Source organism: Rhodococcus sp. BH4 (assembly GCF_002079265.1).
GTDB lineage: Bacteria > Actinomycetota > Actinomycetes > Mycobacteriales > Mycobacteriaceae > Rhodococcus_F > Rhodococcus_F qingshengii.
The window spans coordinates 6196580-6210236 of sequence record NZ_CP014941.1 but is presented as its reverse complement, the minus strand read 5'-3'; the positions used below and the strand labels follow the sequence as shown (position 1 = coordinate 6210236).

Genomic DNA, 13657 nt, shown 5'->3' with positions numbered 1-13657 from the left:
CATGACTGATATTTCCGAGAAGACCGTCACCCACCCGGCTCCGCATCGCACCCATGCAGTGCTCAACCAGTCGGTACCGCGCACGGACGTCAACGAGTTCCTGCTCGATACGGTCCTGGCTGAAGGCGTCGCGCGTCACGACGCCGATTGGGCCACCAGTGAACTCACCGATATCGGTGAACTGGTCGGCAGTGCCGGGTTCCAGCACGACGCCGAGCTGGCCAACACGGTGATCCCCGAATTGAAGACCTTCGATCGCTGGGGAAACCGCATCGACGAGGTCGAATACCATCCGTCGTATCACCGGATCATCTCTGCTGCCGTTGCGCACGGTGCTCACACCTCTGCCTGGGCTGACCCGAAGCCTGGTGCCAACGTGGCTCGGGCCGCGGCATTCATGCTCTTCTCCCAGGTCGAACCGGGCCACGCGTGCCCGATCTCCATGACGCACGCTGTGATCCCCTCGCTCGAGCTGCAACCCGATGTAGCCGCCATCTGGACTGCGCGTGCCCTTTCTCGGAGTTACACCCCCGAGTTGGATGCTCCCGGAAAGGCATCCGCGATCTTCGGAATGTCGATGACGGAAAAGCAGGGTGGCTCCGACGTGCGAGCCAACACGACCATCGCCAAGCCGGCCGGACGTGGCGGCCCGGGTGCGGACTACCTCCTCACCGGACACAAGTGGTTCTGCTCCGCGCCGATGTCCGACGCCTTCCTGGTTCTCGCTCAGGCCGAAGGTGCTGCCGGCGAGGGACTTTCCTGCTTCCTTCTCCCCCGCATCCTGCCCGACGGCACACGCAACGTCTTCCGCATCCAGCGTCTGAAGAACAAGCTGGGCAACAAGTCCAACGCGTCGTCCGAGATCGAGCTCGACGGCACCGTCGGCACCATGATCGGCGAACCGGGACGTGGCGTGCGGACCATCATCGAAATGGTGTCCCAGACGCGACTCGACTGCATCCTCGGCAGCACGGCAGGTATGCGTCAGTCGGTCGCCGAAGCGGTGTGGCACGCACGGCACCGCAGCGCTTTCGGTGCCGTCCTGGCAGATCAGCCGGCGATGACCTCGGTGCTTGCCGATCTGGCTCTCGAATCCGAAGCCGCGACCATCACCGCACTGCGATTGGCTCGTGCGCAGGACGAGGACGCGAATGAGCAGGAAAAGGCGTTCCGCCGACTCGCGACGGCTGTTGCGAAGTACTGGATCTGCAAGCGCGGCCCGCACCACTCCTACGAAGCCCTCGAGTGCCTGGGCGGCAACGGTTACACCGAGGACTTCCCGCTTGCCCGTCGCTACCGTGAGCAGCCCGTCATGGCCGTGTGGGAGGGGTCGGGCAACGTCATCGCGCTCGACGTCCTGCGCGCGATGACCCGTGAACCCGACTCCGTTGCCGCCTTCGACCACGAGATCAACCTCGCCCGCGGCAACAACCCGGTCCTCGATCAGCACCTCGATCGGGTACGACGCCAACTCGGTGAGCTCGCCACGATGGCACCTGCCGACGCTCAACTCCGCGCTCGGACCGTCGTCGAGGCTATGGCGTTGGCACTGCAGGCTTCGCTCATGGTGCGCCACTCCCCGGCCGCCTCGTCCGATGCGTTCATTGCCGCTCGCCTCGGCGCCGACCGTGGTCACGAGTACGGAACTCTGCCTGTGGGAACAGATTTCGCCGGAGTTCTCGCGAGAGCCTAAGGCTGCTCCCTCAGTACCCTGGTGACGGTGTGTACTGCCGGCGTCGGATTGTTGGGTCGCCATGCCATCGCGATTTTCAGCGTGGGCGTGGCCCCGGCGATCGGCAGGTACACGACCCCGTCCATGGACAGATGCGCCGTCGACTCCACGACGACGGCGATCCCGACCCCCGCTCCGACCATGGCCAACAGGCTGTACGGATCGGGGGCTTCGTGTGCGATGGTGGGCGTGAAACCTGCTGTGGCGCAAACGGACAACGTTGCATCGCGCACCACCGAGCCGTGCTCGGCGGGATACATCACGAATCGCTCGGTTGCCAGGTCTTCCGGTGACACCGAGTCATGCGTACCGAGGTGATGCCTGGCCGGAACCGCGACCATCAAGGTTTCCTCCCGCACAGTGTGAGTCTCGAATCCGCGCGGAATGGGCAGGCCGACTATGCCCATGTCCAGTGCTCCGCGTCGGAGAGCGTCGAGCACCTCACCCGAGTACATCTGCGGCCGTAGTTCCAGTTCGATTCCCGGATGGGAGTCGGCCAAGGACCGTGTGAGGGCCGACAGGACGGTGTAGCCGCCTGTTCCACCGAAACCCACTGTGACACGGCCCGTCTCGCCAGTCGACGCGGCCGATGCGATTTCTCGTACCACGGCGATCTGCGCTTCGATGATTCGTGCGGGCGTGACCAAGGCTTCGCCGGCTGCGGTCAGTTGCACTGATCTGGTGGTCCGGACGAACAGGTCGGTGCCGAGTTCGCGCTCGAGCGCCCGAATGGTCTGGCTGAGCGGGGACTGCCCGATGTGGAGTCGCTCGGCGGCCCGGCCGAAATGAAGTTCGTCGGCTACTGCGAGAAACGCGCGCAGCTGACGCAATTCCATGTCGCTCCTCCCGGTCTTCATTTATGTGGTTCTCCCACATAAATGAGTCGAACTAAGTCTTGGACTCTACATGGATTTCGGACGATAGTGATTCACGCCTCACATTGCATCCCTTGGTGATGCCCGACGCGAGAATCAGGGAGAACCGTGGATCAAAACCCAGGTCAAGACACCAATCCGCCTGAATACAACACCAAACAGGCACGCAAGGCGGGAATCACGGCGTTTGTCGGAACGACCATCGAATGGTTCGACTTCTACATCTACGGAACCGCATCCGCCTTGGTGCTCGGCCCGCTGTTCTTCCCGGATGCGTCGCCGGCGGTGGGGACACTCGCAGCCTTCGCGACTTTTGCCGTGGGATTCGTGGCTCGTCCGGTCGGCGGAGTGGTGTTCGGTCATTTCGGAGACAAGTTCGGTCGCAAGAACGCCGTGATCATCACCCTCGCGCTCATGGGGTTGGGAACTGTCGGTGTCGGCCTCCTCCCTACGTACTCCCAGATCGGGATCTGGGCACCGATACTGCTTGTGGCACTGCGTGTTCTCCAGGGCATTGCCATGGGCGGCGAATGGGGCGGTGCCGTGTTGATCGCCACCGAGTTCGCTCCCCCGAAGAAGAAGGTGCTCTACGGCGCGTTTGCGCAGCAGGGTTCACCGGTCGGCAACCTGCTCGCGACGCTGGCCTTCCTCGGCCTGACGTTGATGTCGGATTCCGTGTTCGAGTCGTGGGGTTGGCGTCTGCCGTTCCTCGGATCCGCAGCTTTGGTGATCGTCGCTCTCTACATCCGGTTGCACATCTCCGAGACACCCGAGATGAAGAAGGCTGTTGCGGCACAGGAGCGTACACGGATGCCGCTGGTCGAAGTGTTGCGGTCGCATCCCGTCGAACTTGCTCTCGGCGTCGGCGCTGTGGTTGCCGGTGTTGCCATCACGTACGTCAAGACAACCTTTGCGCTCTCTTGGGCGACAACGGATCTCGGCTTCGAGCGTAGTGACTTCCTCCTCGTGATCACCGTGGCACTGGTAGCCCAGGCGCTCGTACAGCCTTTCGGTGCTGTGCTGGCCACGCGGATCGATCCGTCGAAAGCGGTCCGTTGGATGCTGCTTCCGGAGATCGTGCTCCTACCACTGATGTTCGTGCTGGTTCAGACGGGCTCCGTGCCCTTGGCGATTCTGGGTATGGTCCTCGCGACGGCGCCTCACGCAATGTATTACGCCGCGTTGGCCGGCATCCTGGCGCAGGTTTTCCCCACCAATGTTCGGTATACCGGCATCTCTCTGTCGTACCAATTGTCGACCGCCGTTTTTGCCGGAACGGCCCCGATGGTCAGCCAGTATCTGCTGACGCGAACCAACTCGATCTGGCCGGTCGTAGCTCTGGGGCTCGTGTATGTCGTTCTCTCCCTTGTCTGTATGACTGCTTTGTTGCGCAGGAGTGCGCTGCATGCGCAAGCGCCCGGGCCGGAGTCGACGAGCTCCTCGAACATGACCGATGTTTCCACCCTGAAAGGCGTTGACCACTGATGAACTTTGCACACACCGACCCCGCTGTGACAGCGGTAGTGGACAGATGGACCGCCGGGGCGGACCGAGAGACGTTGAACGGATTGCTCGACCGACTGGGCCGAGATGCCGCCGGCCGTTTGTCCGAGCTTGCCGACATCGCGGACAAGAACCCGCCGGTGCTGCAGCAATTCGACAAGGCCGGTGACCGCGTCGACCGGATTTCCTATCACCCGGCCTACTTGGAACTGTGCCGGGCGGCGTACAACGAGTACGGCCTGTCCGCCATGTCGCACCGAAAAGGGTTGCACGGATGGGACTCCGTGCATCCGCCACTCGCGAAGTACCTCGCGTCGTACATCTTCGTGCAGGCCGAGTTCGGGCTGGCCTGCCCGGTGTCGATGACAGATGCTGCTGCGCGGACCCTGCGTATGTTCGGTGATCCGGCCGTGTTCTCGCCCTGGATCGACGCGTTGACGTCGACGGACCCCGAGCAGGCGAAGACGGGTGCGATGTTCATGACCGAGATTCAGGCAGGCACCGACATCGCCTGCACCGAAACACGAGCCGAGCGCGACGGTGACGGATGGGTTCTGACGGGCAAGAAGTGGTTCGCCTCCAACCCGGATGCCGATGTGATCATCACCCTCGCAAGATTCCCGGGCGGACAGGATGGTTCGACGCGTGGAGTCGGAATGTTCATGGTGCCCAAGACCTTGGGATCCGGCGAGCGCAACAACCTCACGATCGATCGTCTCAAGGACAAGCTGGGTACGCGTTCGATGCCGAGCGGCGAGGTGACGCTGAACCGGGCGCACGCACTCCAGGTCGGTGAACTCGATCGAGGGTTCCGCCAGATGGCTGAAATGGTCAACACGTCTCGCCTCTCCAATGCGATGCGTTCGAGCGCTCTCATGCGCCGAGCAGTTCGTGAAGCCGTCGAACATTCGAAGAGCCGAGTCGTGTTCGGTAAGAGGCTCTTCGAGCAGCCGCTGATGCGGGCGACGCTTCTTCCCCTTGCACTCGATGCCGAGGCTTCGCTGGCCCTGGTCGCGTACAGCGCACAGTGTCTTCAGGCAGCAGACGGCGGCGACGAACAGGCGCGCGCACTGATCAGGGTGCTGACACCGATCGCCAAACACTTTGTCTGCAAACGCGCGCGGGTGGTCACCGGCGAGGCCATGGAGGTGCGCGGAGGAAACGGCTACATCGAGGAATGGGCCAACGCGCGACTAGTGCGGGATGCCCACTTGGGCTCGATCTGGGAGGGCTCGAGCAATGTCATTGCGCTGGACGTACTTCGGTGCCTACGCAAGTTCAACTCGCACCGCACGGTCGCGGAAGCGATGACGGACATCTTGTCCACCGTCGGACCGGATTGCGAAGCCGGGGCCGGAGTTCTGTTGCGGCGCTGGGAGGAACTGGTAGAGGAAGGAGATCGTCTGATCTCCGGATCTGACGATGCCGCGCAGGCTGCGAGTGCAAGGTACTCCGACGAGTTGGCTCGTACCGTCATGGCGACCCTGCTCTTCGACCTTGCGGATCACGGCATCCGACACGGTAATGGGTACCGGTCACTGCTGGTGGCGAATTCCTACCTGGCCGGTCTTGTGGGGAAGGTGCCGTCGGCTGCACTCGGCAATCTCGACGTGATCACCGACGGCGGTGACGTCGAGTTGGATGATGCACGTGACGTCGTAGCCGAGTTCCTCTCCTTAGCAGGGGTTCACCAGTGAATTCTCCAACAGGCCCCACACCCTTGGCTGGTGTCCGCGTGCTCGATCTGTCGAAGATCCTTGCCGGGCCGTACGCAACCATGTCGCTTGCCGATCTCGGAGCCGACGTCACCAAGATCGAACACCCTGAAGGCGGCGACCCCACGCGTTCGTGGGGGCCTCCCTTCGTCGGCGTAGATGCCGCCTACTACCTCGCGATCAACCGCGGCAAAAAGTCGGTCACGATCGACCTCAAGTCCACCGAAGGACAGGAGATCATCCACCGCATGCTCGAAGAGACCGATGTGGTCGTGGAGAACTTCAAGCCGGGCAGCGGATTACAGAAGATCTTCGACTACCAGGCACTGTCCGAGCGATACCCGCATCTGATCACCCTGCACATCTCTGCCTTCGGTGAAGAAGGACCGCTGCGCGACGAACCGGGGTACGACATGATCGCGCAGGCCGCGGGTGGGCTCATGTCGCTCACCGGTGAACCGGGTGGTGCTCCGATGAAATCCGGGTTTGCGTTGGGAGACTTGGGCGCAGCGCTGTTCGGACTGGTCGGTGTCCTGGCTGCATTGGTCGAGCGAGGCCGGACCGGGCGCGGACAGTACGTGACCACGTCGCTGTACGAGTGCCAACTCGCGATGCACGTGAACTGGGCGACCAGTTACTTCGCCACCGGTGAGCGCCCGACTGCGTTGGGCTCCGGTCATCCGAATCTTGCTCCGTATCAAGCATTTCCTGCCAGCGACGGGTACTTCGTCGTCGCTGTCGGCAACGACGCGATGTGGGCGTCGCTGTGCGAGGCCATCGGAAGGAGTGAACTGGTCACCGATCCGCGTTTTGCCCACAACCGCGACAGGGTGGAGAACCGCGAGAGTCTGGAACGAGAACTCACCAGCGCCTTCGCATCGGAGACCGTCGAACACTGGTGCGCTCTTCTCGCCGAACGCGCCGTACCGGTCTCACCGATCCGGCATCTCGACGAGATCTACTCCGATCCCCACACCGCCGCGCTCGGCATGGTCGGAACCGTCGACCATCCGACGCTCGGACCGTTGAAGCAAGTGGCCTTTCCGGTCAACTTCTCCGGCCAGAGGCCACGTCTGACGTCGGCGCCGCCCGTTCTCGGCGCCGACAACGACGAAGTCCTTGGTACCGCTCAGGCCAGCCCGCTCAACGCAGGCGGTGTGTTGTCGTCGCGCCAACCGATGGCCTCGGCAAGCGTCGTGAGGTCGTAGTCCGGTCCGCTGACGCCGACGGTGAAGAGCGAGACACCGTCGGCGACCAGGTCGGCTGCATTTTCGAGCCCAGGCCACGGAACCGAGTGCTCTACTTCCAGCGGGTTCCGGCCCACGTCGGCGCAGTGGTCGGAGAGGATGTCTGACTTGCGCAGGTGTGTCTCACGGTCGCCGAAGCTGTGCCAGACGTCGGCGTACTCGGCGACCAGGCGCAGGGTCTTCTTCTCGCCACCACCCCCGATGAGGACCGGGATGTTGCGCGTCGGCGGCGGGTTGCCCTTCGCCAGGCGGCCCGTGATGCGGGGGAGGTATTCGCCAAGCAGTTTCAGCCGTGAACCGGGAGTGCCGAAGTCGTATCCGAACTGGTCGTAGTCCTTCTCGAACCAGCCGGCACCGATACCGAGGATCAGGCGCCCACCGCTGATGTGGTCGACGGTTCGCGCCATGTCGGCCAGCAGATCCGGATTGCGGTAGCCACCACCGGTGACCAGGGCGCCGATCTCGACGCGTTCGGTCTGCTCGGCCCAGGCGCCGAGCATGGTCCAGCATTCGAAGTGTGCGCCGTCGGGATCGCCGGTCAACGGGTAGAAGTGGTCCCAGTTGAAGACGATGTCCACCCCGGCGTCCTCGGACCGCAAGACGGCGTCGCGTATCAACCCGTAATCGGGTGCGTGCTGGGGTTGGAGTTGAACACCGATGCGTACCGGACGAGTCATGCCACGCTCCTGACGAGAGGAATGGTTGTCTTCTCCCATCATGGCCGGGTGTGCGCGGTACCGCTACCGCCGCCGTCGGTGACGGGTTTGCCCGATCTTGTGCCCACCCCTTTTCGAGCGAACGGTACTTTCGGCGCCTTAGATCGACTGAACGTGCCGTTCGCTCAGAAAGGGGGCAGTCAAAGGGGGGCAGGCAAAAAAAGGCGGCAGTCAACAGAGGGGGCGGGTAAAAACAGGGGTGGTCTGCCCACAGCAGACAGGCGGGGCCGCGGCACTGCCGCGCCGGTAGGAATGGATTCATGACTACTGAAGCGCCCACCGATACCGGCTACCGTGACCTGTTGACAGACAGGCTCTTCCGACAGCGAACCATTCTGCTCACCGGCGAGGTCAACGACGCCATGGCCGAACGTGTGTGTTCGGAACTGGTGCTCCTCGCCACCACCGACCCCAAGCGCGACGTCGTGCTCTACATCAATTCACCTGGCGGATCGGTGTTTGCCGGTCTGGCCATCTACGACACTATGAAGCTCATCCCCAACGACGTCGTGACGGTCGCGATGGGCTTCGCCGCCAGCATGGGCCAGGTGCTTCTCTGCTCCGGCACCCACGGCAAGCGAATCAGCTTGGCGCACAGCCGCATCATGATGCACCAACCTTCGGCAGGTATCGGTGGCACTGCGGTGGACATTGCGATCCAGGCCGAAAGTCTCGAGCTGATGAAGCGTCAATCGCAGGAAATCCTCGCCGCCGAAACGGGCCGGACCGTCGAAGAGATCGAGACCGACAGCGATCGGGATCGCTGGTTCACCGCCGAGCAGGCGCGCGAGTACGGAATCGTCGACCGCGTCGTGACGTCCTTCGCCGAGATAGCACCGCAAGCCACCTTCCCCAAGATCGGATTGTGACGTCATGTCCCAGTACACGATTCCCAGTGTCATCGAGCGAACACCAACGGGTGAGCGATCTTTCGACATCTTCAGCAGGCTGCTCAACGAGCGCATCGTCTTTCTCGGCACAGAGATCGACGACGGCGTCGCCAACGTCGTGATGGCTCAGATGCTGCATCTGCAAGCCGACAACCCGGATCGCGAAATCGGTTTGTACATCAACTCTCCCGGCGGTTCCACCACGGCGATGCTCGCGATCTACGACACCATGCAGTTCTTGAAACCGACGATTTCCACGTACTGCATGGGTCAAGCGGCTTCGGCTGCTGCAGTGCTTCTGGCCGCCGGCACTCCAGGCCATCGGCATGTTCTTGCCCATTCGCGGGTGCTGCTGCACCAACCGTCGACGCAAGGTAGCGGCACCATCTCGGACCTCGCGCTTCAAGCAGCCGAGATCCTGAGAATCCGGGAGCAGACCGAGGCGATTCTGAGTAAGCACACCGGTCAGAGCGTCGAGCGGCTCCGTAAGGACACCGATCGCGACAGGATCTTCACCGCCGACGACGCTATCTCCTACGGACTGGCTGACACCCTCATCGAAGGGAACTGACTAGGCCGCCATCAGGACGGGACCCGAGATCGGTGCGGGAGAGTGCCCGAAGGTGAGGGAGTTGAGCGCAACGATCCGGTTGCCCGCTCGGAACAGCAGGTGCTCGAGCGGCATCCCGAGCGCTTCGCAGATTGCGCGCAGAATTTCCGACGACGGTTCCTTCTTGCCCCGTTCGATCTCGGAGAGGTACTGCTTCGACATCCCGACCTTTGCGGCTACGTCGTCGAGAGTTCGGTCCTGATCGCGTCGAACCTCCCGCAGCACTCGTCCGTAGGCTTCACGAATCAGCGGGGGTTTGCGCACGGCGACAGCCGGATCGGGGAGTTCCGACTCACCCTTGACCAGGACCAGTCTGCGCGGCGCATCCATAGGCCGAGTATTCCAGCCGACCGGTTCGCACACCACCCGGTTCACCGAGGGCTGACATCTAGTCCGTTCGAACACCACCGGCAAGGAACATCGCTCGAAGAACGAAGGCCGCCTCGGGCCCGATGATCTCGCCGACAAGGCTCGTGTAGCGGTCGACGAACTCGGGCCCGTGGGAAGCCTCGTCGGAGGCGGGGTCGCCGAGGTGGTGCGCAAGTTCGTGCAAGACAACGAATTCGCGTAGCGCCCACCGGCCGTCACGGTCGTCCGGGACGGCGATGACGTCGTTCGAGTAGTGAGCGGCGGCATTGCCGCCGCGGGAGCGTACGGACACCGGAATGGTTGCGCGAGTCCAGGTCTCCCGTACCCAATTCAGCCCGAGTAGCTGATCGCAGTACGCCTGGACCGACTCCACGGAACCGAATTTGCGCTCGACCGGCAAGGTGATGGTGGAACCCATGACTTCGACGCTCCGAAGTCCACGCTGGTCGGCGCGATCGAACATGGTGCGCACCAACGTCTCTGCCTCGTAGACGGCGCTCCGCTGCGTATCCCTCACGAGTCCAGCTGCCCGCGCACCCCGCCGATCTCCGGAAGGTTCCCCAGACGTGCGGAGCGCGCCGCCCGATCACCCGCTCGTCGAGCATGTGAGGAATGCCCGGCGCTTGCGCGGCCGCCGCCCCGCCACGTCCCACGCGCTTTGGAGTTGGACGAGTAGTAGTCCTTCAGCTCGATTTCCTTGTTACGCAGCACGAGTGCGGTTTCGGAAGACGACGTGGCAGATTCTGCGATCGCAGTCTTCTCCGTCTCCTGCTTCGTCTCGGCCAACCGAGCGCCGATGCGGGACGCGTACGCCATCTGGAAGTTCAGGCGCGCCGTCACTCCGGCGACCGGCTTGCGGACCTGCGTGCTGACGCGTCGTCGTCCACGAGTTTCGACGACGGTCCGCACGGACGTTTCGCCGCGGTACGCCCCGGAACGCACGTACGCGTCGGAGTCACGCACCATCTGGAAGAGCAGGCTCGAATACAGGGCCTCACACACGTCGATGTCGCCGGCGAACCCGTAGGCGTAGATGACGGCCGACGTCTGCGCGATGTCGCATTGCACGTCGTTGGCAGCGGCGATGGCGATGAACAACTGGGCGTACGTTCGCAGTCCGCGCTTGCCCGGTTCGCCGATGGTGATGAGCCGTTGAGTGGGCGTCGCACGCTTTTCCGAAGACGCGGTGTGCGCACGCGCGACCGCCAGGTCGATCGCGGAACTGGTGGCCAACCGCTGAGCGGCAGCCATGAAGGCTTCACCTTCGTGTGGATTGTCGGTGGACTCCGCTTGGCGAAGCAGCGCACCGATGCGGGTCAGCATCTTCTCCGAACTCACCGTGAAAGACTACGCTCGGGCGCCGACACGGACGTTTATGCTGCTAGCGCACACGCTCACCCTCGACTTGGATCGTCCGGCACGTTCCTGCCGGTAGAAGGGATCAACCCCGTCATGGCTTCAGTGACTTTCGAGAGCACCACCTGCCTGTTCCCCGGATCGAACACTCCGGCAGTGGACAAGCTCGACCTCGAGATCGAGGACGGCGAGTTCCTCGTCCTCGTCGGACCCTCCGGCTGCGGAAAGTCGACCACCCTGCGCATGCTCGCCGGGCTCGAAGACGTCCACAGCGGACGCATCCTCATCGGCGACCGCGACGTCACCGGTCAGGAGCCGAAAGAGCGCGACATCGCGATGGTCTTCCAGAACTACGCGCTGTACCCGCACATGTCGGTGGCCGAGAACATGGGTTTTGCGCTCAAGCTCGCCGGAACCAACAAGACGGAGATCCGCGCCCGCGTCGAAGAGGTCGCGAAGATGCTCGATCTCGAGCCGTACCTCGATCGCAAGCCCAAGGCGCTGTCCGGTGGCCAGCGTCAGCGAGTGGCGATGGGCCGCGCCATCGTTCGCCAGCCGCAGGTCTTCCTGATGGACGAGCCGCTCTCGAACCTCGACGCGAAACTCCGTGTGCAGACACGTACGCAGATCGCTCAGCTGCAACGACGCCTCGCGACGACGATGGTTTACGTGACCCACGACCAGGTCGAGGCCATGACGATGGGTGACCGCGTCGCCGTCCTCGAAAAGGGAATCTTGCAGCAGTGCGCCTCGCCGCGCGAGCTGTACAACAAGCCGAAGAACGTCTTCGTCGCCGGCTTCATGGGTTCGCCCGCGATGAACCTCTTCACCCTCCCCGTCGTCGACGGCGGCGTCGCATTCGGTGACGGGATCGTTCCGGTTCCGCGCGAGACGATGAACGGCGTCGTCGAAACCGAGGTTGTTCTGGGTATTCGCCCCGAGCACCTCGAGATCGCAGCCGAAGGCCTGCCGATGGAGGTCGACGTCGTCGAGGAACTGGGCTCGGACGCCTACGTCTACGGCCGGACCACGATCGGCGGACGGTTGCAGCAGATCGTCTCGCGTGGTGACTGGCGCAATCCGCCGCAGAAGGGCGAGCGCGTCAACCTGCGCGTCGACCCCGAGAAGGTGCACATTTTTGCCACCACCGACGGGCGTCGCCTGGGTTAGGTGGACCTGTCAAACGACACATGACCGATTCAGGTTCGGCGTAATACCCACAAGTAGGGGTGTCTCGTGCCACAGTAGGGGCCGATGCCGGGAGCCGGCACTCATGGCGCATGCCGTGAGCAGGCTCTCGGTGACCGTCTATTTGTCATACACATACGGGGAGCGAATCCATGGTTCTGAACTCGAAGGCGATGCGCCGCGCTGCAATTGCAGCCACGGCAGCGTCCATGCTGGTACTGGCAGGCTGTTCGTCCGATTCGGACAAGGACAGCGGAACCAGCACCACGGCCGCATCCGGGGGATCGTCCTCGAGCGAAGGCCGCGGACCCATCACGATCGTCGAGGGGCAGGATGCCCTGAACGAGGCGCTCGAAAACATCATCTCCGACTGGAATGCCGAGCATCCGGACGAGAAGGTCACGCTCAAGCCGCTGGCGAAGGAAGCCAACGCGCAGGTCGACGACATCACCCAGCGCATGCAGGCCAAGAGCGACGAGTACGACCTCATCGGCGTCGACGTCGTCAACACCGCCCAGTTCGCCGCAAACGGTTGGCTGCTGCCGCTCGAGGGTGACCTCGCGATCGACGAGTCCGGCCTCCTGCCGTCGACCGTCGCTTCGGGCACCTACAACGGCAAGCTCTACGCAGCGCCGAAGAACACCAACGCAGCGTTCCTGTACTACCGCAAGGACCTCGTCGAGAAGGCCCCCACCACGTGGGCCGAGCTCAAGGAAAACTGCCCGAAGGCTGTCGAAGCCGGCATCTCCTGCTACATCGGTCAGTTCAAGAACTACGAGGGCCTGACGGTCAACACCACCGAGATCACCAACGCCTTCGACGGCCCGTGGGTCGGCCCGGACGGACTCACCCCGGCCATCGACGACAAGACGAAGGCAGGCGTTCAGTCGATCGTCGACAACTTCGCCGACAACACGATCCCGCAGGAAGCGCTGACCTACTCCGAGGGCGAGTCGCAGACCGCGTTCGGCGACGGCAAGGCACTCTTCATGCGCACGTGGTCCGGCTTCTCGGTCGACGGTGAGAAGACCTCGGTTGCCGGTAAGTACGGCTACACCGTTCTTCCGGGTGTCGACGGACCGGGCGCTTCGACCGTCGGCGGCTACAACGTCGGCATCAGCGCGTACTCGGACGCACCCGCCACGGCTCGTGACTTCCTCGAGTTCATGCAGACCAAGAAGTCGCAGACGTACTTCACCGAGGTCGGCGGCGCACCCGTTCTCTCGGCTGTCTACGACGATCCGGCAGTGCTCGCTCAGTTCCCGTACTTCGCGACCCTGAAGGAAGCACTCGCCACCGCTCAGCCGCGCCCCGTCACGCCGTACTACACGCAGGTGTCGAAGTCGATCTCCGACAACACCTACGCTGCTATTCGCGGCGAGAAGACCGTCGAGCAGGCTTTGACGGACACCAAGGCCGGCATCGAAACCGCCGGTAACTGATCTACCAGGAGCAA

General features: G+C 63.3%; 13 protein-coding genes. 8 read left to right on the top strand and 5 right to left on the bottom strand.

Going from position 1 to position 13657, the window contains the following annotated elements:
* The first annotated feature begins 1 nt into the window (after nt 1).
* Nucleotides 2-1693 carry an acyl-CoA dehydrogenase family protein gene (locus A0W34_RS28815; protein ID WP_081558698.1) on the top strand — a complete coding sequence of 564 codons (1692 nt, stop codon included), beginning with the start codon at nt 2-4 and terminating at the stop codon, nt 1691-1693.
* Here the strand turns inward: A0W34_RS28815 and A0W34_RS28810 are convergent.
* Nucleotides 1690-2568, bottom strand: coding sequence for a LysR family transcriptional regulator (locus A0W34_RS28810; RefSeq protein ID WP_030537644.1), 879 nt, complete (start codon nt 2566-2568; stop codon nt 1690-1692). The genes A0W34_RS28815 and A0W34_RS28810 overlap by 4 nt on opposite strands.
* 147 nt (nt 2569-2715) lie before the next feature.
* Between A0W34_RS28810 and A0W34_RS28805 the strand changes: the two genes are divergently transcribed.
* From A0W34_RS28805 to A0W34_RS28795, 3 genes are read left to right on the top strand one after another with little or no spacing between them, the layout of a single operon-like run.
* Nucleotides 2716-4092 carry an MFS transporter gene (locus tag A0W34_RS28805; protein ID WP_081558697.1) on the top strand — a complete coding sequence of 459 codons (1377 nt, stop codon included), beginning with the start codon at nt 2716-2718 and terminating at the stop codon, nt 4090-4092.
* Entirely contained in the window at nt 4092-5807 is a 1716-nt protein-coding gene (locus A0W34_RS28800; protein ID WP_081558696.1) for an acyl-CoA dehydrogenase family protein, read from the top strand. The genes A0W34_RS28805 and A0W34_RS28800 overlap by 1 nt, the downstream gene beginning before the upstream one ends.
* Nucleotides 5804-7033 (top strand): CaiB/BaiF CoA transferase family protein, encoded by a 1230-nt coding sequence (locus tag A0W34_RS28795; protein ID WP_081558695.1) that lies wholly within the window; start codon nt 5804-5806, stop codon nt 7031-7033. The genes A0W34_RS28800 and A0W34_RS28795 overlap by 4 nt, the downstream gene beginning before the upstream one ends.
* On the opposite strand, the gene A0W34_RS28790 is transcribed toward A0W34_RS28795, so the two are convergent.
* A complete protein-coding gene (locus tag A0W34_RS28790) occupies nt 6955-7749 on the bottom strand; it encodes an LLM class F420-dependent oxidoreductase (protein ID WP_030537640.1) in 795 nt (264 codons plus the stop codon). The genes A0W34_RS28795 and A0W34_RS28790 overlap by 79 nt on opposite strands.
* Before the next feature lie 299 nt (nt 7750-8048).
* On the opposite strand from A0W34_RS28790, the gene A0W34_RS28785 reads away from it, so the two are divergent.
* Nucleotides 8049-8657 carry a ClpP family protease gene (locus A0W34_RS28785; RefSeq protein WP_007735229.1) on the top strand — a complete coding sequence of 203 codons (609 nt, stop codon included), beginning with the start codon at nt 8049-8051 and terminating at the stop codon, nt 8655-8657.
* A gap of 4 nt (nt 8658-8661) precedes the next feature.
* The gene (locus A0W34_RS28780) at nt 8662-9249 is read left to right on the top strand and encodes an ATP-dependent Clp protease proteolytic subunit (RefSeq protein ID WP_003945993.1); all 588 of its coding nucleotides are present in this window, start codon (nt 8662-8664) and stop codon (nt 9247-9249) included.
* Here the strand turns inward: A0W34_RS28780 and A0W34_RS28775 are convergent, their stop codons facing one another.
* From A0W34_RS28775 to A0W34_RS28765, 3 genes are read right to left on the bottom strand one after another with little or no spacing between them, the layout of a single operon-like run.
* Nucleotides 9250-9618: a helix-turn-helix domain-containing protein gene (locus tag A0W34_RS28775; protein WP_003946041.1), complete on the bottom strand. Its 369-nt coding sequence runs from the start codon at nt 9616-9618 to the stop codon at nt 9250-9252.
* 58 nt (nt 9619-9676) lie between these two features.
* On the bottom strand, nt 9677-10174 hold the full coding sequence (locus A0W34_RS28770; protein WP_042450620.1) for a TIGR04338 family metallohydrolase: 498 nt from the start codon (nt 10172-10174) through the stop codon (nt 9677-9679).
* A complete protein-coding gene (locus A0W34_RS28765) occupies nt 10171-10995 on the bottom strand; it encodes a DUF2786 domain-containing protein (protein ID WP_030537724.1) in 825 nt (274 codons plus the stop codon). Before A0W34_RS28765 ends, A0W34_RS28770 begins: the two co-directional genes overlap by 4 nt.
* A gap of 114 nt (nt 10996-11109) precedes the next feature.
* Here A0W34_RS28765 and A0W34_RS28760 point away from each other — a divergent pair, with 114 nt between their 5' ends.
* Both A0W34_RS28760 and A0W34_RS28755 read left to right on the top strand, forming a co-directional pair.
* Complete coding sequence (locus A0W34_RS28760) at nt 11110-12183, top strand: ABC transporter ATP-binding protein (protein ID WP_003946073.1); 1074 nt, start codon at nt 11110-11112, stop codon at nt 12181-12183.
* Between the two features lie 170 nt (nt 12184-12353).
* Entirely contained in the window at nt 12354-13643 is a 1290-nt protein-coding gene (locus A0W34_RS28755; RefSeq protein ID WP_081558694.1) for an ABC transporter substrate-binding protein, read from the top strand.
* Nucleotides 13644-13657: the final 14 nt, after the last annotated feature.